The sequence below is a fragment of the Levilactobacillus yiduensis genome (genome assembly GCF_024718525.1).
Taxonomy (GTDB): Bacteria; Bacillota; Bacilli; order Lactobacillales; family Lactobacillaceae; genus Levilactobacillus; species Levilactobacillus yiduensis.
In genome coordinates this window covers 169,750-191,153 of sequence record NZ_JAMXAZ010000001.1, presented here as the reverse complement: position 1 = coordinate 191,153, position 21,404 = coordinate 169,750, and the positions used below count along the sequence as shown (strand labels likewise).

Sequence of the window (21,404 nt, the reverse complement as noted above, 5' to 3'; positions counted from 1 at the left end):
GAGTCGTTTGGCTAAATATTTACCGTGAGATAGTGTAATCTGATAACTAGAAATCTATGAAAAACAGAGGGAACCGTTTATGAACAAGTATCGTTGGCAAGCCATTGTGTTTGTCCTAGTGGCATTTATGTTGGGCTGTAATGAATTTATCGTGGTCGGGGTGCTCTCCGACATTGCCCAGGAATTTCGGGTCCCCGTGGCCACGGTCGGGTATTTGGTGACCATCTTTGCCACCGTCTATGCCGTGAGCACGCCGTTTATTACCATTTTGACCAACCGGTTCAGCCGGTACAAAACGTTGATGACGTTGATGGGCATCTTCTTGGTCGGCAACACGCTCAGTGGGTTGGCCATGAGCTTTCCGATTTTGCTGGTGTCGCGGATCATCACGGCCGTGGTGGCAGGGGCAATTATTTCCTTGATCATGACCTTTGCCAGCACCATTGCGCCACGAGAAAAGCGGGCCAGCCTGGTGTCTTGGATCTTCGCCGGTTTCAGTATCGCCTCCGTCTTCGGGGTGCCGATTGGCACGGCCATCAGTACCAGTTACAGCTGGCATGACGCCTTTTACCTGATCTCTATCATCAGTGCCATCACGTGCGTCCTGTTGGGCTGGTTGCTACCACGTCAGGTGGAACAGGTCCAAGGCAGCGTGAAGAATCAATTGGTCCTGCTGAAAGACCGCCGCGTGGTGGTGGGCATCGTACTCGTCTTGTTCACGGCGGCCACCATGTATGCGTACTACACCTACATTCGGCCGCTACTGACCACGGCGCTAGGCTTCAGTACGACCAGTCTAAATTGGCTTTTGTTCTTGATTGGAATCATGAGCATCCTCAGCAACCGTTTCTCCGGTATGCTAGCTGAACGCAACGGCCTGCGGGTCATGCCGCGTTTCTATGTGGCCGATGTGATTCTGCTGGCATTACTGCCATGGGGACTGTCCAGCAAGGTTTGGGGGCTGGGGATATTGCTAATTTTGAGCTTGATCGTGACGATTTTAAATTCACCGATTCAGATTCATTTCCTCAACATCGCCGAGCAGGATTATCCGCAATCCACGGTGCTGGCGTCTTCATTAAACTCAATCTTCTTTAACTTCGGCATCTCCTTGGGGTCCGCCACGGCTTCGGGGATGCTGGGCGTGGTTGGCCTCAAGCACATCAGTTGGGGCGCCGCCGTCTATGCCGCCATTTCGCTGGGGTTAGCCATAACCTTGAACCACGTCATCCGCCAACATCAACGGGTGAACGGGTAGTTTGGCTTGAGCTGGCCGCCTAATGAAACCATTAGATTTTGGTCGGGTGGCAAGCTAACCACGAAAAATCGTAAATCCAGATGCCTCCGTCAGCCAACAGTTCCACCTGCTATGGGGAACGCCTCCAGCCTGGGAAGCGGTCTTCCGGCTCGCTTGAAAGCCTGGCACAACCCGCCAGGCCCCCAAGTCGTCCCACCCAGTAACCTGACCAAAAGCGCCAGCTAACTGGGTCGTCACAGTTGGCTGCACTATTGGCTGACTCCGGCGAATTGGGGCTTATCAGCAACACTGCGTTAGGTCAGTAGGCCACCTGTTACCAAAGGCTGAACCGAATGGCAGTGAATCATCTCCGTAGCCGGGAGTCCGCCAAATATGGGTTCAGCCGTGGGAGTTACCTTACCAGTGGTTTTAGCTGGTTAGGTAACTGGCGTCTTTGAGACGTGGTTTCCGGCTCAAAGGCGAGGTGTCGAGACCGCTCTGTGGCTCGACCCGTCCGCCCACCGCGTTCCGACCCATATTTGGTGGACGGGAGGCGGCCAGCTCGTACCATGTGGCTAAATAAATCAACTGCAAACAAAATATATTAAACGCGTTATCGTTGAGGTAGCGCGTTTTTTGTCCACCAAATGGTGACTTGCCAGGAGTTGTGGATAGTTTGTAAGTGAGTTCGTCAACCAAACAAACAGGTAAATTCCCGGTTGGGTGAATCAAGGGGCACAACTGTTGATTTCAAATGAGTCCCCTTACCCCCCTTGTCTTAAGCACGTCTATAGTAAAGGCAAGGTAGGAAGAATGACAGGAACAAATTAGTGATTACAGTGTGCATTGGAGGGGGATTACAGATGCGCAGGAAAATTTATCGATTGTTGGTTAGCCTAGTCGCGACTGTGGCCGTCTTCTTGGCTGGGGGATTGATGTTTAACAACGTCACGGCTCACGCGGCGGAGGTGTTGGCCTCTGGCCTTCAAGCAGGCGACGCTACCATTACAGATGTGAATGGCAATGCGATTGCGAACGGGAGTCAGCTAGACAAATGGACGAGTTATTCGGTGTCTTACAACTGGTCGATTCCAGATGGCCAGGCGATTGCGACTGGTGATACGGCTACGGTGACATTGCCAGAAGGGGCGGTCGCTGAACACGATACGACTGTCTCGATTCTTGATGATACCGGTCGGGAAGTCGGTGTCTTTACAATTAAAGCCGGCGAAACGACTGGGAGTATCATGTTTAACGATGCCTTTGCGTCGGCCGGTACGAACCGTCGTGGCACGTTGCAATTTTATGTGAAAGGCACGACCTTCACTGGTGGTACCGGTGAAGACTGGGGTTTGAATAAAATTGGCTGGATTAGTGAAAAGAATCCGGACGGGTCACCAGCGAAGCTCACTTGGAACATTGCGTTTAACCCAATGAGTCAAAACGTTGGGGCAGCGGTTGTCACGGATACGTTGGGTCCAAATCAAGAATTCATTCCCGGTTCCGTTGTTGCGGAAACTGGTGAATACGTGACGAAGAGTACGTTCGTATCCAGCGGGAACACGACGCCCACGGTCAGTCAAAATGGCAATCAATTAACGTTTACGTTTGCCAATGTGACGACTGCGATTAACATGACGTATCAAACGCGGCCGACGACCTTGGATAACGGTGGTAGTTGGACGAACCAAGCCAGTTGGGATGGCCGCACAGTCGGTTCACAAATTGCTTGGGGTGGCAGTGGTAGCGGCTCCGGTGATGCGACCACGGGTGAAGTCGTCTTGAACAAGCAAGCGGCAGCCACTGGTGAAATGCTGGCCGGCGCGGTTTATCGGTTACAACAGACCGACGGAACGGTTGTTGCCAATAATTTAACGACTGACGCGAACGGCCAAATCATTTACAGTGACTTGGCATCCGGTGATTATGAATTTGTTGAAGTGACCCCACCAGCAGGCTTTACGCTTGATGAAACGCCAATTCCGTTCACGATTGTGGCCGGTCAAACGGCGCCAATCGAGGTCTTCGCCACTGATAAGCGTGAAAATAGCGAAGGGCCAGGTACTGGTGGCAATACAGAAAATCCAGAACCGGGGACGCCAGAAAATCCAGAGAACCCAGAACCGGAAAATCCAGAGAACCCAGAACCGGAAAATCCGGAACCAGGGACTCCGGAAAATCCAGAGAATCCAGAACCAGGGAACCCAGAACCGGGGACACCAGAAAATCCAGAGAACCCAGAACCAGAAAATCCAGAACCGGGGACTCCAGAAGCGCCAGAATACCCAGAGCCAGGGAATCCAGAAACGCCAGAAGTTCCTGGGACCACGACACCAAGTGTGCCTGAGGAACCACAGCAACCAACGACGCCACAACAACCTGAACCAGAAAAGCCAACGGTCACGCAGCCGCAACAACCAACACAACCTGGTACGACAACAGGAGGTCAAGGTTCATCAACAACGACTGGTAGTGGCACGACTACTGGCGCAGCTGCCAATGGTACTGGGAGTTCAACGAGTGGTCAACAGTCAAGCACAACGAGTGCAACCCACGGGCAATCCGCGGCTAGCGCAACTGCGCCAAGCTCTAGTTCTAGTGCTAGTGGCAAGTTGCCACAGACTGGTGAACATGAGAATCCAGTGATGTTTTGGCTCGGTATCGGCTTGCTCGCCATCACAGGATTGAGCTATGGCATTTACCGTCGCCAAAAGTAACAGTCTAGCATTAAGATAGTTTATGAGAAGAGATTGGAAAATTTTTCCGACCTCTTTTTATTTTGCCCAAAACCGGTGTAACTAGCGACCAGTTTATTTTGTAAGGGGTTCACGGTATAATAACGTCAGAATGTGTGACGTGAAGGGGAGAAACTTTATGGTAAAACGACGAACATTATCGCGCGAACAAGTACTGGACCGGGCTAACGAAATGATTGCTAGCGAAGGGCTGAGCCACCTAACGATTCGGGCGTTGGCCAGTCAGCTGGATGTGCGGCCCCAATCGATTTATAACTATGTCGATAGCCGCGACGACCTGCTGGATCAAGTCGGGTTAACCTTTGTTAACGAGATTGCGGACCGTTTGATGCGGCGGCTGGTGGGCGTTGCTGGCAAGGAGGCCCTCTGGGTATTCGCCCATGAATTTCGGGCGGGATGCAAACAGCAGCAACACTTGGCGCCACTCCTCTTGAATCTCAATGATCTACAACAGTTGACCGCGACGCATCAGGCATTGGTGGACCTGTATCAGCAGATGTTTAAGAGTCTTCACTTGGATGAGGCGGGCAACACGGCGTTAGTGGCGTCGACCCTTTATCGTTCGGCTTTATTTGGCTTCATCGTTCAAGAAATCGGCGGCTTTTTGCGGTTGTCGGCGCGAAAGGTGGACCAGCGTTTTGACCAGACCATGCAGCTGGCCATTGACCAATTTACGACGCTTGATTAGGGCGGTCGCCAATTCTTTTAATTTTTTTGGCAGTTACCCCTTGCCTTAGAGTGCACTTGAAGGTGTTTACTAGTCTTGTTAGCAAGTAAAGGAGGCGCAGTGATGGCAGAGAAACAGTACCGAATCGGTGAATTCGCCAAGCTGGTGGGCTTATCGACCTACACATTGCGGTATTACGAGGACCAAGGGCTGATTCGCTCACAACGCGATGACAACGGCGTGCGTTACTACACGACCAAGGACATCCGCTGGGTCGGCTTCATCCTCCATCTCAAAGGGACCGGCATGCGGTTGAATGATCTGAAACGTTACGTGCGGTTGCGGGCCGCTGGCGACAGCACCATCGCGGAACGACGCGCAATGCTACAGCAGGTCAAGGATGATGCCGAAGCCGACATTGCTGAGCTGCAGATGCATTTGCGGGTCTTAGGCCACAAGATTGACTGGTATGACGGCAAAGTCAATCAGTCAATCGCGGATACTGAGAGCTTCCACGACTACTTGCAAAAATTTCAAGACTAAAGAGGCTGGAAAATATGGCAAAGAATGAAAATGTTAAAGATGGCGTGATTTTTCCCGTTGGCGATAAGAACGTGGCTTACCAAGACGTTTTTACCGGTCAAAGTTATTTGCAGGGCTTAGTCAATGACCCCGACGTCAGTGTTGGCGTGGGAAACGTGACCTTTGAACCCGGCTGCCGGAACAACTGGCACATTCACCACAATGGGTTTCAGATCCTGTTGGTAACCGGTGGTGAAGGCTGGTACCAAGAAGCGGGTCAACCGGCACGGCGGCTGCACCCAGGCGACGTCGTGGTGACCAAGGATGGCGTAAAGCACTGGCACGGTGCCACCAAGGATAGTTGGTTCAGCCACGTTGCGATTACGGCGGGTACCCCAGAATGGTTGGAACCAGTTGATGACGCGCATTACGACGCGTTGGATCAGGAGGCAAAATAATGGCTAAAAAACAAACAGCAGGTCGGGACAACTTGGGTGATTTCGCACCGAAGTTTGCCGAACTTAATGATGACGTTTTATTCGGTCAGGTGTGGTCACGTGAGGATAAGTTATCCGCGCACCAACGCAGTCTGATCACGATTTCTGCGTTGATCTCTGCCGGCAATTTCGAACAACTGCCAGCCCACCTCAAGATTGGTAAGGGCAATGGCATCACCAAGGACGAAATTGCTGAAGTCATTACCCATCTGTCTTTCTACGTTGGTTGGCCGAAAGCTTGGTCCGCGTTCAACATCGCCAAGGAAGTCTTCACGGATTAGCTGAATTAGATTGATCTTAAATGAAGCACCGGATTCACGGGATTGTGGCATTGGTCACAGTCCTTTTTTGGCGTTGCGCGCGTTATAATGAAGGTAATCAATGAAAGGGGTTACCAGCATGCATTTACATAAAATAATCGTCGGCATGGCGGCCTTGTGTGGCTTGACGATCGGTGGTTTGGCACTGAGTCAGCAGCCAGTCACAGCTCACGCGGCGTCAGCCACCACGCTGTACAAGCAGTGGAAAAAAGCTTACGTGGGTGGCAAGACCCAGAAGTATGTCAAATCTAATAATGGCCAGGGCGCCACGACTGCCCTATCTGAAGGCCAAGGATACGGCATGCTCGCGACAGTCTTGGCCGCTAAGAAGGGCGTCAACACACGGACGACATTTAACCAGTTCTACAAGTATTACCGGGCCCACCGCGTATCGGCAAAGGTCCCACTGATGCAGTGGCAACAGACCAAGCGCAACGGTAAAATGACCAGCACCGGCCAGCAACGCAATTCAGCGACCGATGGGGATTTGGATATTGCCTACGCCTTGATTCTGGCCGATAAGAAGTGGGGCAGTAAGAAGGTCAATTACAAAGCAGCCGCCAAGAAATTACTTAAGGCCATCAAGCAAAAGGAAATCAACCCGACGACCTTACTGCCGACCATGGGCAATTGGGCCACCAGTAGTTATGACCTGAGCAAATTACGGACGGCGGACCTGATGACGGGGTACTTCAAGACGTTTGCGAAGTACACCCACGATAGTTCCTGGAACAAGGTCGCCAAACGCAGTCAGGCCACGGTCAAGAAGCTAAGCGCGCGGCACAAGACGGGGTTGTTCCCTGACTTCATTTTCGTGACGGGTAAGAGCCTGAAGCTCAAGGCTGTCCAGCCGTACGCCATCGAATCGGGGACGGACAATCAGGTTGGCTACAATGCCTGCCGGGTGCCATGGCGGTTGGCGCAGACTTATAAGATTAAACATGACAGCGTCACCAAGAAGGCGTTGCTGAAACAGTTGAAGTTCTATAACCGCAAGTCGAAGATCACCGCGGTCTACACACTAGGTGGTAAGGCGGTCAACAGCTACGAGAACACGGCATTTACCGCTCCCGTCAACTACGCAGCCCGCGTGATGAAGCGCACGGCTCTGAAAAAGAAGACGGCTAAGCAGCTGCCGAAGTCGATTGAAAAGAAGAACTATTTCTCAGCGACCTTGCAAGTGGTTACGGCGTTGAGCTGAGAAATCAAAAAGTCTGGGAATTTCCCAGACTTTTTTTATCGATCAATTTTAGAAAACGGAAAACAATAATTGCAGGTTAAAGACAGTAATCACCGCCGTCAGCCCATAGCCAACGATGGCGGTCACCCGGCGATTGACGTGGGTGCCCATGAGCGGCGACTGGCCGGTCATGTGAATCAGTGGGAAGAGCGTGAATGGCAGGGCGATGCTCAAGACCACCTGGGCGTAGACGATGAGGCTTTCAAAGGTGTGGTCGTTAAAGCCCACGGCCCAGCCAATCAAGATGATGGGCACCAGCGTCACGAATCGCGTCAATAGGCGCCGTTGCCAAAGCGGCAAGCGAATGTGGATGTAGCCTTCCATGACGATTTGACCGGACAAGGTGCTGGTAATGGATGAAATCAGTCCGGTGATCAACAGGGCCAACGCAAAGAGCCAGCTCATGGCGGGACTGGCCAAGGCCCCGACGATGGTGCTATCTTTGAGTCCCTGGTACACAGCTTGCAGACTGGAGAGTTGCCCCGTCTTGCCGAAAAATAATGTACCGCCAAGAATCAACAGTAGGGCGTTGATGATTAGGGCCGCAATCAAATGGACGGTGGCGTCCCACCGGGCAAAGCGCAATGCCTCGGTGACTTGTGCCGGATCATGTTCGTCGTAACGCCGGCTTTGTGCGAGCGCTGAGTGAAGATACAGGTTGTGGGGCATGATTGTCGCGCCGATGATACCAACGCTTAAAATCAATTTTTCGTGGTTAGTCAGCAAACTCAGTGAGGGGACCAGTCCTCGCGCAATCGCACTGGGCACGGGTTGGGCGCGCCAGACTTCAACGGCAAAGATGATCCCAACAGTCAAGATTGCCACGAGCACGATAAATTCGATCCGGCGAATCCCGAAGTGCAGGAATAGCAAGACAATCAGCACGTCCGCCACGGTCAGTAGAATGCCGTAGACTAGCGGGAGACCGAAGAGTAATTTCAGCGCAATCGCCGTGCCCACGACCCCGGTCAGGTCGGTAGCCATCATGGCCACCTCATTGAGTAGCCAAAGAGTGATGCGCACAGGCGTGGGGACCTGCGTGGCAATGGCCTGCGCCAAGTCCTGGCGAGCCACCACGCCGAGCTTGATGGCCAAGTCCTGCATGAACATGGCGACTAGGATGGCGATGACCAGGACGGCTAGTAATTGATAGCGATACTGACTTCCGCCAGCCAGCGACGTCAACCAGTTGCCGGGGTCCATGTAGCCAATTGCCACTAGGGCGCCCGGGCCACTGTACGCTAGGAATTTTTGAAAGAATGAGGTCTCGTAGACGCTGGGTACCGGCACGCTCCGGTTGACCTCATCGAGACTGGGTCGCGTCGGTTCAGGCATGGGCATCACCCGCTTCAGTCAGCCGCTGCTGCGCCAGGTCCGCGAGAAACCGACTGAACCGGGGATCATCGTTCATGGGTGGCACCAGCTGAAAATTATCGCCGCCGCTGGCCTTGAAAGTCTGGTAATTTTGCACGTAGTCTTCCTCCAACGTTTCCAGACAGTCGGCCACAAAGGATGGTGTGACGATCAAGACGTTGCGTTTGCCCAGCTCGACCAGCTGCATCAGCGTGTTCTTGAGATACGGCTTCTGCCAAGGGAGCGGGCCAAATTTAGATTGGTAAACCGTCTGCACCTTGTCGACTGGCAGATCAGGTAGGCGGTCCAAAACGCCTTGCGTGGTGGTCTGACACTCTGTCGGGTAAGGGTCACCGTGGCGGACCATGGCGCTGGGGATGCTGTGGTAGCTGAATAGGACGGCATCGAAATCGGCCTGCTGATAGGCGTGCCAGACCTGATCCGCTAAGATATCGAGGTAGGCCGGCTGGTCGTAAAAATGCTGAACCGCTGTGACGGCGATGCCAGTGGCCCGGGCCTGCTGAAAAATGCCGGCGTGGGTACTTTGGGTGTACTGGGGAAAGAGTGGTAGTAAGACGATGTGGTCACAGGTTTGGGCTAGTTGCCGCAGGGCCGGTCCAATTGCCGGTTGCCCGTAAGTCATGGCGTAGGCCACTTGCCAGTCAGGCAACAGTTGTTGGACCTGCTGCGCCATCCGCTGGGTGTACACGACTAGCGGTGAACCTTCTTGCGTCCAGATGTGCTGGTAAAAGGTCGCTGACCGCCAGGAACGAGTAGGTAAAATAATGCCGCGTAGCAGCGGTTGCCACAGGGCTGGCGGCATTTCGATGACGTTGCGGTCACTAAGAAATTGCTGTAAGTATTGGCGGACGTCCGCCGTCGTGGGTGAGGCGGGCGAGCCTAAATTAACTAAGAGTAAACCGTTCATGGAAAATCCCCCCAAGGGTTATGTTTAAACTAATCTTAGCATAAAGTAACCGCTTACAGTGCGCTGATTGTAAAGGTTGTAAGTGAAAGAATACCGGGGAACACTCGGCTATTAGGGATTCCGATAGTTATGGGGAATGCCAGTGGCTTGAGAAACGGTCCGCTGACTCGATTTGAAGTTTGACAGATGGAATGGTAACGTTCAGCTACATGGGTGATTTTATCTGCTACGTAGCCGAGAGTCCGTCAAATATGGGTTCAGCCGTGGGAGTTATTTGAGCGGCATGACCCCCATGCCACTCAGATAACTGGCGTCTTTGAGACGCGACCTTCGGCTCAAAGGCGAGGTGTCGAGACCGATTTTTGGCTCGACCCGTCCGCCCACAGCAACACGACCCATATTTGGCGGACGGTAGGCGGCCAGCATGGACCAGGTTGCGGTCAAAGACTATTTTTAGCCATAAAGCTTGGTACCATAATAAATTTTTGCAATCTTCAGCTTAGAACTAAAAAAAGAGCCTGGGAGGTTATCCCAAGCTCTGCTCATCATGCAATTGGTTTAGTAAGTCGTCACGAATGCTTTGTTAGCAGTGACGTACTTGCCGTTGTTCAATTGGAACCGGTAAGCGTCCTTACTGTTCTTAGTGATGGCTTTGACAGCGACCTTCTTACCAGCAGTCAACTTAGTGCTCCGTTGGCCCTTGGTAAATAACGTGCTGTTGTATTCGTAAACGTTCTTATCGATCTTGATACCGGTAACGTTCTTCACGCTCTTGTAGTAGCTAGGTGTCGTGTGAGAAGCGCCGGCAAACCAGCTTTTCACAACGGCATTGTTCTGAATCTTGTTCAGATCGACGTTGCCACTAATTCCGGAAACGCGGCCAGTACTGGTATATTGCCATAAGTCGATGGACGTGCCAGCAACCTTGGGCTTCGTGGAACTGTATTTAGCGATCCACGACCCATCAAATTTGGAGAAGTCCAGCTTATGTGAGTTGGCGTAATATTCACCAGCATACATGATCAGTGGCTTGTCCGTCAGGCTACGCATCGTCTTTAACCAAGCATTAACGTAGGTTTGTTCTGACTTCGTGGCACTTGGCATCCGCTTTTCTTCATCCAAAGCGAAGAACTTCGTGTGGGCGTTACTCCGCTTGTAGAAGTCTTTGGCTTCTTGTCGGGCATCCTTCACACTCGTGAATTCAGCGAACATGTATTGGCCAAATGGCACGCCAGCCTTGTAGGCACCGTTAGCGTTGACGTTACGCTTGCTGTCGACCATGTAGCCAGCGTCGCCCTTGCTCCCGTGTTGTACCCGGATGATGGCGTACTTTAAGTCCTTGGACGCCTTAGTCCAGTTGATATTCCCTTGATATTGCGAAACATCCGCAACTTTACTACCGGCTGCTTGGGCGTTAGTTGTGCTCAAGCCAATACCAACGGCCAGGACAGCAGCTGCAGCGGCCAAACCGGCCCCTAATTTATGGAACTTAATTTGCATGAATGATATCCTCCTCAGTCTTTGGGTCCATTGTACACGGTCTGACTTGCGAGGAGGTTACGGACAATTTACAATTGATTACAGTTCGATTGCAGAAAAAAGTTGCCAACGAAAAAAACAATTGGCAACTTTTTACGGAGTTGATTAGTGAACAGCCACATAAATCTTGAGCGCTAATTTGGCGCGATTCTTATCGGTCTTGGTGATTGGCGTGTATTTGGACAAGCCAGCCTTGACCTTCTTGTAGCTGTAAACGTTGTTACTGCCGCTTTCAAAGTACATTAAATCTTTCTTGTTAGGCGAATGGTTGAGGCCCATCACGTGCCCCAATTCATGGGCAATCGTGCTGGCGTATTCGTACATCCGGCCTTCATTGGCCAGCTTGTTCTTCACCAGCGTCACATCTTTTTTCAGGACGGCGTATTCTGGCAAACTGGTCTCGACCTTACCGGCTTCCTGATTGAACAGGGTTTGGTAATTGCTGTCGTCGGTCGTAATGCCCTCGGCAGCTAGATTAGCCTTGGCCTTGGCTTCAATCGACCCAGCGTATTGCTTGTAAAAGGCATCGTTGAGCTGATTGGTCATTGCTACGCCAATATTTTGCTTTTCGGCATTGTAAAATGACTGGCGTACCTGTAACTGCTTTTTCGCGGGTGTCCACCAAGCATCGCTCTGATCACTCTTGGTTGGCGTTGTCTTGGAAACGGAAAACGTCAGATTGTGCTTTTTCTTTGAGCCTACGGTAAATTCCTTTTTACCCAACTTCTTGTTCCAGTAGGCCATCGCGGTGGTGACACTCTTCTTAAGAGTCTTGTCTTTGGTCTTGACGTACACCGCGGTCTTGCCGTTTTTCTTCAAGGCAGTCTGTGCATCATAAGCTAATTTGTATTTCTTGCCCAGCGCCTTGGCGTGCTTTTGGTAATACCCCTTGGATTTCTTGAGCAATGCACTAGACGGGGTCACACTGGCGGCTGAAGCCGTGATGGTGCTAGTGGTGATGACGGGTGCCACGATCAAGGCTGCCGCAACGGCCGTAATCAGTGAACGCACCCTGAGATGGTGTGTCTTACGCATGATGATAACCTCCTCTAATCCCCAAAACATGTCGTGTTTACAATAGCATAGGACATTAGCCGCACGGGGTCAAGCAAAATTAATTGCGGAGACATTAGGGGATTTGCCCCGGATTAGCGGCATTGGTGTCGGTTTCATGAAATAATAAATCGAACATTTGTTTGGTTCTTGGATTGTAATCTGGTATAGTGGATTTAACAGAAAATGGGAGGAATCGGTATGGTTAAACGATGTGAATGGGCAACGGGTTCGCCGGTGATGGAGCGGTATCACGATGAGGAGTGGTGTCGGCCACAGCACGACCTGCAGAAGCTATTTGAGATGCTTTGTTTAGAAACGTATCAAGCGGGGTTGAGCTGGCAAACGGTGTTGAATAAGCGCGCAGCCTTCCGCCAGGACTTTTACGATTATGATATCGCCAAGGTCGCTGCCATGACGCCTGCAGACATTGACCGCTTGCTGACCGATCCCGAAATCATTCGTAACCGGCGGAAACTCGAAGCCACGGTCAATAACGCCCAGGTCATTTTAAATTGGCCAGCGGGATCAGACTTCGCCACGTGGCTGTGGGCCTTTGTGGGTGGTCAGCCGATTCGCCACGCCGTTCAGTCAGACGCCCAGGTTCCGGCAACGACTGATTTGGCCCAGCACATTTCACGAGAAATGAAGAAACGGGGCTTCAAGTTCGTGGGGCCGACGACCGTCTATTCCTTTCTGCAAGGGGCAGGCTTGGTGAACGACCACGTGATCGGCTGCGATTGGGCACCAGAGAACAAGTAGAAAGAGGGAAAGACTATGCGCTTTTTACATACAGCGGATTGGCATATTGGCAAGAAGCTTCATGGCTATGATTTAATTCCGGAACAAGAAGAGGCCTACCGCCAGATCAAGGCCATTGCCGAGGCGGAACACGTGGATGCCATTGTGATTGCGGGGGACCTTTATGACCGCGCACTTCCCAGTGAACCGGCCGTGACGGCGTTGACCAAGATGCTGGTGGACCTGAACCGTCAGGACAAATTCCCGTTGCTGGCCATCAGTGGAAATCATGATTCCGGTGTGCGACTGGGCTACGGTGCCGAGTGGTTTTCGAGCACGGACTTTTTCTTACGGACTAAACTAGCAGACGTGCTGTCACCCGTAACGTTAGGGGACACGCAGTTTTTCTTGCTGCCATATTTTGAACCGATTGCTGCGCGCCAATTCTTTGATGATGACCAGATCAGGACCGTCAATCAAGCGATGGAACGGCTAGTGGCGGCGATGCAAGCGCAGTTTGCCCCAGATAAAAAGCACGTGTTGATCGCCCATTTCTTCGCGGCAGGCAGCCAACATACGGATTCGGAAACACAGGTACAAGTCGGCGGCCTAAATGCCGTGCCGGTTGACCTGCTAGCCCCATTTGACTACGTGGCGCTCGGACATTTGCACCGCAAGGAGGCCTTGCAAAATGAACCCACGGTCAAGTACAGTGGTTCACCACTGAAATTTTCGACTAGTGAGGCGGCGGATACCAAAGGTGTGTGGATCGTGGATACCGATACCACACCGGTAACGGTGACCTTTAAGCCCCTGAAGCCGTGGCATGATCTCGTTGTCTTGGAAGATAGATTTGACCACTTGCTAGACCGCAATCACATCTATCCGGTAACACCAGAAGACTTTATTGCCGTGAATCTGACGGACACCACGCCAATCACCAACGTCATGCAACGGCTGAAGACCCGTTTTCCGCGGGTGATCGAGTTAAATCGGGTCAACCAGTTGACCGTGACGCCGGAGACGTTAGACGTGCAACAAGTCCAACAGGATCCCGTGACCTTACTGAGTGATTTCTTTGCGCAGGTTACGCAGCATCCCCTCAGCGACCAGCAATTGACTTGGGCCAAGCAGGCCTTACAACGCGCAGAAAAGGAGCAAGAGCAATGAGTCCAGTAACCCTACATCTTGAATATTTTGGTCCCTATCGCGATGCGACCATCGACTTCACCAAGTTCGCCGCCACGCCGTTGTTTCTGATCAGCGGCAAGACCGGGAGTGGTAAGACCACCATCTTTGATGGCATGTGCTACGCGCTGTTCAATCAGACCTCGGGTGTCGACCGCGAAGCCAAGTCGATGCGCTCGGACTTTGCCACGATGACGGACACCACGCGGGTCACGTTTACCTTTACCCACCGTGACCGGCGTTACGAGATCGTTCGCGAACCCAGCCAAACATTGGCGAAAAAGCGGGGGACCGGTGTGCACGAGGCGACGGCCAGCGTTACGTTGACGGTCTTTGCTGGCGAGGATGAAGTGACTCAGCTGACCAAGGAAGGCCAAGTCCGTGACTACCTACAAGACCTCTTGCAGATGGACGGTAAACAATTTTCCCAAATCGTCTTGCTACCGCAGGGCCAGTTCCGACGGTTCCTGATTGCGCCCAGCGAAGACAAGGCAGCGGTGCTAGAGCAACTCTTCAACACCACCATTTTCGCCCGTTGGACGGACCAGTTGAAACGGCAACTTAAGAAAAATGAGGCGGCTAATCGGCAGACGGCGGCGACACAGGATCGGTTGTTAAACGAGTTGAAATGGACCGCGGCCAATCAAACAGCCGCACAGAACCTGTTGGCCAATCGCCAGACGCCAGATATTTTAACGCTAATGGCCAGTCAACAGGCGACGACCCGACAAGATGTGGCAGCCGTGACAGAGAAGTTGGCGACGGCTGATCAAGTGCACAGCGACTTGGTGCGACAAGATGAGCAGGAACGGTTATTCCTACAGGATCAGCAGCAATTGACGCAACAACGCGCTGAACAGCAAACGCTGACAGCTCAGCAACCCGCTATGGACCAGCTCAAACAACGCATCGCCGAATTGGAATGGACGCAGCAGCTTCAACCGCAGTGGCAGCAGCGTGAGCGAGCCCAGCAAATGGTGACCCAGCGGCAACGGCAGCAACAAACGACCCAGCAAGAACTGAGCCAAGCACAAGCCCAGCTGGTCGCCGCACAGCAGGAACAGACGCGACAACAACCGCTAGTGGCAAAGCTCAAGCAGGCCAATACCCAGTTGGCCCAGCAACAGGCGTTAGTGCCTGTCTATCAACGCGTAGCGGAACTAAAACGGCAAGTTCAAACAGCACAACAGGCCGTGACGCAGGCGGCAACGGCCGCAACGACTAGTCAGACTGCGGTGGCTGAAAATCAGACGGCTCAGGCCAAACAGCAACAAGTTATCGACCAACAAGCGACGATTTATGAAACGCAAAACGCTTTGGCTAAGCAACAAGCAACGCTAGACCAGCAACAGCAACAGTTAGCTGCGTTACAGGAGCTAGCGACGAGCCAGAATCAACTGATGACCCAACAACAGGCGTTGACGGTACAAGCCAACGCAGCCACTGCAGCGGCCAAGCGGCAGCGGGCTTTGGCCGAAGCGAAGAATCAAGAATTTTTACGCAACCAAATCGTGTTATTGAGTGCGCAGTTGACCGAAGGAAGTCCGTGCCCAGTCTGTGGATCGGTGCATCATCCACACCCTGCCGCAACGACGACGGCCGTGGCTATTTCTGAAGACGAGGTCAAGGAGTTGGCGGCCGTGGCGCAGGAGCGAGAACAACAAGCCACGCGACTGACCACTGAATTTAAGAACGGCCAGCAACGGGTCGCTGAGCAGCAAACGGCGATGCAAACCGGCCTGGCGACCCTGCAACAGCTGATGGCTCAGCCGGCAACGACGACCTTGACACAATTAGCTGACGTGCAACAAACGGCGATGACCGCGTATCAGCAGGCCGTGACGGAGAATCACCAGCAGCTGGCTAAGTTGCAAGCTGCACAGACCCGTTTGACGCAATTACAAGCCGACGCGCAAACGCTGACGACCCAGTTGACCGCGGCGAACGAGACGGTCAAGCAGCGGCAGGCTGCGGCTGATAAGCTCGGCACAGAATTGGCAACGGAAACCAAGCGTTTACCAGCCGATGCGCCCACGGTTGCTGACTTCGATCAACAACTGACCGCGTTGACTCAGCAGATCAATCACGATCAACAAATCCTGGACGCGGCCCAAACGGCGGTTCAACAGGCCCAACAAGCCGTGGAAGTGCGCCAGTCTCAAGTGACCCAGTCACAACAAGAATTGACTACCAGCCAACAGGCGTTGACGGCGGCTCAAGCGGCAGTGCGCGAACAGTTGCTGGCACAATTTCAGGCGGCCGATGACGCACAAGAAGCGGTGGTCACGACTGCCATCGCTGACTTACCAACGTTGCCGGCCAAGCGCCAAACGCTGCAGGCGTACCAACAACATCAAGCGCAATTGGCCACGTCGATTGCCGCTCTGGTCAAACGAACGCAGGGCAAGCCGACGCCACAACGGGAACAAACACAGGCCCAGCTAGTGGCGGCGAAAGCCCGAGTCACGGACTTACAGGAGCAGCAACGTCGATTACAAAATCTGGTCGAATTTAACACCGAGCGGGTCACCCAATTGGATAAGTTGGTCGCTGAACAAGCCACTACCCTGAAGAAAACGCAGGAGCTCACCGAATTGAGCGGCGTCGTCAATGGGGATGGTCCGAACAGCAAGCTGGGCTTGGAACGCTACGTCCTGCAAACCTATCTACGGCAAATTCTCACCGTCGGCAATCATCGGCTGAAACAGCTGACAAATGGTCGCTATCAGTTTGTGATCGACGAGGCACAGGCCAATTCCAAGAAACGCTCGGGTCTCGAGATCAACGTGTATGACGACCACGTGGGTGAGCAACGGAGTGTCCACACGTTATCTGGTGGGGAAAGCTTCATTGCCTCACTGGCCTTGGCCTTGGCGTTAGGCGAAGTCATTCAACAGACCACTGGGAGCGTGGACGTTGATGCATTGTTCATCGACGAAGGCTTTGGTTCCTTGGACGAAGATGCTTTGATGACGGCTTTGGAATCGCTCGAAACCATCGAGGGCCAACACCGCATGATCGGCATTATCAGTCACGTCAGCGAGCTACGTGATCAGGTGGAAAACCAACTTCAAGTCATTGCTAACGGTAATGGGGAAAGTACGATCCGCTACCATGCCGCGGAGTAACGCGGGCCTTAACTCTGGACAATGCCTAGGTGTGGCTGGATTCCCGTATAATCCAGAAAACGGTCGCATAAGTGAGGGTAACTGAGAGCGATGTATTGAATTCATCCCGTAACGGTTTATCACCCCCAAATTTAGTGACGTAAACCGTTAAATAACCATCAGAAATGGTTTAGTGCGGAAGCTAATTAACCGATTATAGTTTTAACGATTATCCGTGCAAAATTGATTTCGAAGGGTTAGAATAATGAGTAACTAAATTAGAAACGGGATGATTTTCAATGTGTACGAGTTTGACTTACGAAAATAGTCAGGGGGACCATTTTCTAGCACGCACGATGGACTTTGCTTTTGAACTAGGAGGTCAGCCAGTCTTTATGCCGCGGAACCAAAAAATTCAGGGGGATGCGGGCGCCTTTACCACGAAGTATGGCTTCATCGGCGCTGGCCGGAATCTTAGTCACTACATGTTTGTGGATGGCGTCAACGAATTCGGTCTGGGCGTCGCGGCCCTTTACTTCCCACAATATGCACAGTACCAAAAGACGGCGCCAGCAGATAAGTTAGGCTTGGCACCACATGACGTGACCGCCTGGGCTTTAGGAAACGCCAAGAGTGTGGCTGACTTACGGGAGTTGGTCCATCACATTCAGATCTTAGACGTGCCCGTGGCCTTACTAGGATTGACCACGCCACTGCATTTCATCTTCAGCGACCGAACCGGAGATACGGCGGTCTTGGAAGCAACCAGTGAGGACCTGCGTCTGATTGACGATCCAGTGGGCGTCATGACGAATGCGCCACAACTCAGCTGGCATTTGCAGAACCTTAGTACGTATGGCACGATGCAGGCCGCAGAACGGCCATTGCACGATTATATGGGCTTTTCGTTGAAGACGCAGGGGCCAGGAACGGGGGCGCTGGGGTTGCCAGGGGATTACACGTCGCCTTCACGTTTTGTGCGGACGGTTTATAACAAGCATTACAGCTTGCCAACATCCGGGACGCCGGCGACATTGAATCTGTTACAACACCTGCTGGATAGCGTGACGATTCCTAAGGGTGTCAAGCTAAAGGCCGATGGCAAGAGTGATTACACGCAGTACCGGGGCTATGCAAACCTGGATGACCGGACCTACTTCATGGAACCGTACGACAACCAGGAATTACAGGGTATTCACCTGACTGACGAAATGCTGAATGATTGGGATACACCCGTTGAATATCCCCTGGATCATCAAGCCCACGTCAAGTACATGAATTAGTGGGAGGTCACATGAGTACGTTTGTCCAAAAAGCCTTTTCTGAGTTAACCACGACGGAGTTGTTAGAAATCTATCGACTGCGGGTGGCCGTCTTCGTGGTGGAACAAGACTGTGCCTATCAGGAAGTTGACGATGCTGACCAGATTGCTCAACACCTGTTTCGCCAGGATGAGTCCGGTCACGTGTTGGCCTACGCTCGGTTGATTCCGGAACCCCAACAGGTTCGCATTGGTCGCGTGGTGGTAGCGCCCACGGCTCGGCGTCATGGTGCGGGGCGTCAACTGGTGACCACGGCCATTCAGGCTGCTCGGACCACTTATCCGCAAGCAAAGCGTATCGTGATTCAGGCCCAAGCCTATCTGCAAAGCTTCTATGCGTCGCTCGGTTTTCAACCCGTCAGTGACGTGTACCTGGAGACCGGTATTCCGCATCTGGACATGGTATTGCCGCTAACGAAGTAGCAAAAAACAGGCGCGACGACCAAGTAACAATCTACTTGATCATCGTGCCTGTTTTAGATACAAAATTATTTGGCCCGTTCGTTAGCCGCGGCAATGAAGTCAGCAATCAACGGTGCAGGTCCGCCGAGTGCAATGACTGCACGCAACGGCATGTTCAGAAACATTTGGTCTTGCAATAAGGCCAGGTTGCCGGTTTCATCAGTGGCAGCCAAGAAATTATTGGCGCCGGCATACTTCGGTGCCAATACCGTCGCCTGGAAGATGGCCCGCAAGCGCGGATCCTGGACGATGGTGGACAGGTAAGTCTCCATGGTAACGGGGGCTGGAGAGTTCTTAAAGTCCATCGTCAACTTGGTTTGTAACCGGATGTCTCGTGAGGAATCGCCGATCATAATTTCATAGTCACCAGTATCGGCTTGCCAGCGGGCCTTGCCTTCGCACCACCAGCTAAAGTCGCGGCGGCTGAGCTTCAGCGTCACGGGTTTGGTTTCACCAGGCGCCACGGCAACCTTGGTGAAGGCGCGCAGTTCCTTGGTTGGCATCGGGACGTGGGAGGCGTGGTTTGCGATGTAAAGTTGCGGTACCGCTTGCCCCGGGCGGTCGCCGGTATTGGTCAAGTCAAACTTGACCGTGGCACCGTGTTCGTTTTCATCGATAGCCAGGTTGGTGTATTCAAACGTGGTGTAGCTCAGGCCGTGGCCGAATGGGAACAGCACATGCATTTCATGGGTATCATAATAGCGGTAGCCCATGAAGACACCCTCGGTATAACGTTCGTGATGTGGGTCTTGGCCAAAAGTCGGCGCCATTGGCGTGTCGGTCAGCCGCCGGGGGAAGGTCTCAGCCAAGTGACCAGATGGGTTGACGGCACCGGTGATAATATCCCAGGTTGCTTCACCGACTGCTTCACCGGCCAGGTAGGTTTCCACGACCGCGTCGACGTTGTGAATCCACGGCATTTCAACGGCAGAACCATTTTGCAAGACGACGGTCACGTGTTCATTGACTTTGGCCAGGCTACCGATCAGTTCACCTTGATTTTCAGGGAGCATCAGTGATGCCTTGTCGAAGCCTTCCGATTCCGTATTTTCGGGATAACCGGCAAAAATGATGACATGATCCGCTGATTTGGCGGCTTCTAACGCCGCTTCTGCCAGACTGTCGTCCGTTTCACTTTGGTCAAGCCGGTAACCGGGGTAGTAGTTGGCCGTGAGTTCACTGTTTTGCAGTGCCATCAACGGGGTGACCAGGTTAGTCGGGTTGACGTGTGAGCTACCAGAGCCCTGGTAACGCGGTTGGTCAGCCAGTTCACCGACCACGACGATATTGCCCGCATCCTTCGCCGTCAACGGCAATTCGTTGTGCCGGTTCTTCAGGAGGACGATGCTGTCGTCTGCTAGTTTGCGCGCAAAGTCGTGGTGGGCAGCGTGATCGTAAGTGCCAGGTTTATCTGCTGGCAACCAATTTTCAATGATGTGTAGGAGGTGCCGGACGGCTTTATTGAGGGTACCTTCGTCCAGTTCACCGGTCTCCACGGCCCGAATGATGCTGTCGACGGAAGCTTGTCCTTGGCCTGGCATTTCTAGGTCAAGGCCGGCCCGTAAGGCTTGAACGTTGTTGGCAACGGCGCCCCAATCAGACATGACGGCGCCGTGGAAGCCCCATTCGTCGCGCAAGATGCTGCGGAGCAAACGTCGGTTTTGAGAATTCAGTGTGCCGTTGATTTTGTTATAGGAGGTCATGACGGTTGCGGGAAAGGCCGCCTTGACAATGATCTCAAAGGTGCGTAGGTATAGCTCGCGCAGGGTCCGTTGCGACATATCGCTGGAAGCCGTGAAACGCTGGTTTTCCCGGTTATTGGCGGCAAAATGCTTGACGGCGACCCCCACGTGTTGGGATTGAACGCCTTGAACGTAGGCGCTGCCGAGTTTGCCGGCCACTAAGGGGTCTTCGGACAGGTACTCGAAATTACGACCACCCAGTGGGGAGCGTTTCAAGTTGACACCGGGGCCGAGCAACAGACTGATCTGTTCTGCACGGGCCTCAGCGCCCAGGTGCTCCCCTAATTGGCGAAGCAGGTGGGTGTTCCACGAGCTGGCACTCAGCGCAGCCGCGGGGTAGGTGATGGCTTGAACTGAATCGTTAATGTTGGTGGTACCTGAATCTGCGGTCTGCTTCCGTAAGCCGGAAGGGCCGTCCGTCATCATCAGAGCGGGGATGTCGAGGCGGTCAATCGCCGCGGTATACCAACTCTTTTTTCCTGAAACCAAGGCAGCCTTCTCTGGTAACGTGAGTGCAGCTAGCGTTCGTTCGATGTCCATACGTTCAAATCCTTTCTACTAGTTAAACTTATTTCCAGTATACCGTTTTCAATCCCGTTATGTTACCCTCTGTCGATAATTTTACGCGACCTGAACTTATTCTTTGACAAACGGCGAAGAATGGGTTAACTTTAATCTTGTGCAATTCACTTAATCACAAAAAATAAGTAAAGGAGGAAGATCACAATGTT

Annotated in this window: 17 protein-coding genes; 12 read left to right on the top strand and 5 right to left on the bottom strand. The window is 52.8% G+C overall.

Annotation, left to right across the window (positions count from 1 at the left end; genetic code table 11):
- Positions 1-79 precede the first annotated feature (79 nt).
- The 7 genes from NGM66_RS00955 (at position 80) to NGM66_RS00925 (ending at position 7,200) form a co-directional block, all read left to right on the top strand.
- The gene (locus NGM66_RS00955) at positions 80-1,258 is read left to right on the top strand and encodes an MFS transporter (RefSeq protein WP_208908553.1); all 1,179 of its coding nucleotides are present in this window, start codon (positions 80-82) and stop codon (positions 1,256-1,258) included.
- A gap of 842 nt (positions 1,259-2,100) precedes the next feature.
- On the top strand, positions 2,101-3,954 hold the full coding sequence (locus tag NGM66_RS00950; RefSeq protein ID WP_208908555.1) for a SpaA isopeptide-forming pilin-related protein: 1,854 nt from the start codon (positions 2,101-2,103) through the stop codon (positions 3,952-3,954).
- Between the two features lie 157 nt (positions 3,955-4,111).
- Entirely contained in the window at positions 4,112-4,681 is a 570-nt protein-coding gene (locus NGM66_RS00945) for a TetR/AcrR family transcriptional regulator (protein WP_208908557.1), read from the top strand.
- Positions 4,682-4,783: 102 nt separating this feature from the next.
- A complete protein-coding gene (locus NGM66_RS00940) occupies positions 4,784-5,203 on the top strand; it encodes a MerR family transcriptional regulator (RefSeq protein ID WP_208908560.1) in 420 nt (139 codons plus the stop codon).
- Between the two features lie 14 nt (positions 5,204-5,217).
- Entirely contained in the window at positions 5,218-5,640 is a 423-nt protein-coding gene (locus NGM66_RS00935) for a cupin domain-containing protein (protein WP_208908562.1), read from the top strand.
- The gene (locus NGM66_RS00930) at positions 5,640-5,960 is read left to right on the top strand and encodes a carboxymuconolactone decarboxylase family protein (protein ID WP_208908565.1); all 321 of its coding nucleotides are present in this window, start codon (positions 5,640-5,642) and stop codon (positions 5,958-5,960) included. Before NGM66_RS00935 ends, NGM66_RS00930 begins: the two co-directional genes overlap by 1 nt.
- Positions 5,961-6,078: 118 nt before the next feature.
- Positions 6,079-7,200, top strand: coding sequence for a family 8 glycosyl hydrolase (locus tag NGM66_RS00925; protein WP_208908567.1), 1,122 nt, complete (start codon positions 6,079-6,081; stop codon positions 7,198-7,200).
- Between the two features lie 48 nt (positions 7,201-7,248).
- Here NGM66_RS00925 and NGM66_RS00920 read toward each other — a convergent pair whose 3' ends face one another.
- From NGM66_RS00920 to NGM66_RS00905, 4 genes are all read right to left on the bottom strand, one after another.
- On the bottom strand, positions 7,249-8,574 hold the full coding sequence (locus NGM66_RS00920; protein ID WP_208908569.1) for an Nramp family divalent metal transporter: 1,326 nt from the start codon (positions 8,572-8,574) through the stop codon (positions 7,249-7,251).
- On the bottom strand, positions 8,567-9,520 hold the full coding sequence (hemH, locus tag NGM66_RS00915; RefSeq protein WP_208908571.1) for a ferrochelatase: 954 nt from the start codon (positions 9,518-9,520) through the stop codon (positions 8,567-8,569). The genes NGM66_RS00920 and hemH overlap by 8 nt, the downstream gene beginning before the upstream one ends.
- A 558-nt stretch (positions 9,521-10,078) precedes the next feature.
- Positions 10,079-11,020: a GH25 family lysozyme gene (locus NGM66_RS00910; protein ID WP_208908573.1), complete on the bottom strand. Its 942-nt coding sequence runs from the start codon at positions 11,018-11,020 to the stop codon at positions 10,079-10,081.
- A gap of 144 nt (positions 11,021-11,164) precedes the next feature.
- The gene (locus tag NGM66_RS00905; protein ID WP_208908575.1) at positions 11,165-12,094 is read right to left on the bottom strand and encodes a matrixin family metalloprotease; all 930 of its coding nucleotides are present in this window, start codon (positions 12,092-12,094) and stop codon (positions 11,165-11,167) included.
- A gap of 219 nt (positions 12,095-12,313) precedes the next feature.
- On the opposite strand from NGM66_RS00905, the gene NGM66_RS00900 reads away from it, so the two are divergent.
- From NGM66_RS00900 to NGM66_RS00880, 5 genes are all read left to right on the top strand, one after another.
- Positions 12,314-12,874, top strand: coding sequence for a DNA-3-methyladenine glycosylase I (locus NGM66_RS00900; protein ID WP_208908591.1), 561 nt, complete (start codon positions 12,314-12,316; stop codon positions 12,872-12,874).
- A 15-nt stretch (positions 12,875-12,889) separates the two neighbouring features.
- On the top strand, positions 12,890-14,023 hold the full coding sequence (locus NGM66_RS00895; protein WP_208908593.1) for an exonuclease SbcCD subunit D: 1,134 nt from the start codon (positions 12,890-12,892) through the stop codon (positions 14,021-14,023).
- Positions 14,020-17,169: an AAA family ATPase gene (locus tag NGM66_RS00890; RefSeq protein ID WP_208908595.1), complete on the top strand. Its 3,150-nt coding sequence runs from the start codon at positions 14,020-14,022 to the stop codon at positions 17,167-17,169. Before NGM66_RS00895 ends, NGM66_RS00890 begins: the two co-directional genes overlap by 4 nt.
- A gap of 278 nt (positions 17,170-17,447) precedes the next feature.
- Entirely contained in the window at positions 17,448-18,431 is a 984-nt protein-coding gene (locus NGM66_RS00885; RefSeq protein WP_208908597.1) for a choloylglycine hydrolase family protein, read from the top strand.
- An 11-nt stretch (positions 18,432-18,442) separates the two neighbouring features.
- Positions 18,443-18,892 carry a GNAT family N-acetyltransferase gene (locus NGM66_RS00880; protein ID WP_208908599.1) on the top strand — a complete coding sequence of 150 codons (450 nt, stop codon included), beginning with the start codon at positions 18,443-18,445 and terminating at the stop codon, positions 18,890-18,892.
- 65 nt (positions 18,893-18,957) lie between these two features.
- Here NGM66_RS00880 and NGM66_RS00875 read toward each other — a convergent pair whose 3' ends face one another.
- Positions 18,958-21,213, bottom strand: a complete 2,256-nt coding sequence (locus NGM66_RS00875; RefSeq protein WP_208908602.1) for a glycoside hydrolase family 3 C-terminal domain-containing protein — start codon at positions 21,211-21,213, stop codon at positions 18,958-18,960.
- Positions 21,214-21,404 lie beyond the last annotated feature (191 nt).

Excerpts from the sequence above, each read along its gene's own strand:
- NGM66_RS00955 (WP_208908553.1), top strand. The coding sequence starts at position 80 with ATGAACAAGTATCGTTGGCAAGCCATTGTGTTTGTCCTAGTGGCATTT.
- NGM66_RS00950 (WP_208908555.1), top strand. The coding sequence starts at position 2,101 with ATGCGCAGGAAAATTTATCGATTGTTGGTTAGCCTAGTCGCGACTGTG.
- NGM66_RS00945 (WP_208908557.1), top strand. The coding sequence starts at position 4,112 with ATGGTAAAACGACGAACATTATCGCGCGAACAAGTACTGGACCGGGCT.
- NGM66_RS00940 (WP_208908560.1), top strand. The coding sequence starts at position 4,784 with ATGGCAGAGAAACAGTACCGAATCGGTGAATTCGCCAAGCTGGTGGGC.
- NGM66_RS00935 (WP_208908562.1), top strand. The coding sequence starts at position 5,218 with ATGGCAAAGAATGAAAATGTTAAAGATGGCGTGATTTTTCCCGTTGGC.
- NGM66_RS00930 (WP_208908565.1), top strand. The coding sequence starts at position 5,640 with ATGGCTAAAAAACAAACAGCAGGTCGGGACAACTTGGGTGATTTCGCA.
- NGM66_RS00925 (WP_208908567.1), top strand. The coding sequence starts at position 6,079 with ATGCATTTACATAAAATAATCGTCGGCATGGCGGCCTTGTGTGGCTTG.
- NGM66_RS00920 (WP_208908569.1), bottom strand. The coding sequence starts at position 8,574 with ATGCCTGAACCGACGCGACCCAGTCTCGATGAGGTCAACCGGAGCGTG.
- hemH (WP_208908571.1), bottom strand. The coding sequence starts at position 9,520 with ATGAACGGTTTACTCTTAGTTAATTTAGGCTCGCCCGCCTCACCCACG.
- NGM66_RS00910 (WP_208908573.1), bottom strand. The coding sequence starts at position 11,020 with ATGCAAATTAAGTTCCATAAATTAGGGGCCGGTTTGGCCGCTGCAGCT.
- NGM66_RS00905 (WP_208908575.1), bottom strand. The coding sequence starts at position 12,094 with ATGCGTAAGACACACCATCTCAGGGTGCGTTCACTGATTACGGCCGTT.
- NGM66_RS00900 (WP_208908591.1), top strand. The coding sequence starts at position 12,314 with ATGGTTAAACGATGTGAATGGGCAACGGGTTCGCCGGTGATGGAGCGG.
- NGM66_RS00895 (WP_208908593.1), top strand. The coding sequence starts at position 12,890 with ATGCGCTTTTTACATACAGCGGATTGGCATATTGGCAAGAAGCTTCAT.
- NGM66_RS00890 (WP_208908595.1), top strand. The coding sequence starts at position 14,020 with ATGAGTCCAGTAACCCTACATCTTGAATATTTTGGTCCCTATCGCGAT.
- NGM66_RS00885 (WP_208908597.1), top strand. The coding sequence starts at position 17,448 with ATGTGTACGAGTTTGACTTACGAAAATAGTCAGGGGGACCATTTTCTA.
- NGM66_RS00880 (WP_208908599.1), top strand. The coding sequence starts at position 18,443 with ATGAGTACGTTTGTCCAAAAAGCCTTTTCTGAGTTAACCACGACGGAG.
- NGM66_RS00875 (WP_208908602.1), bottom strand. The coding sequence starts at position 21,213 with ATGGACATCGAACGAACGCTAGCTGCACTCACGTTACCAGAGAAGGCT.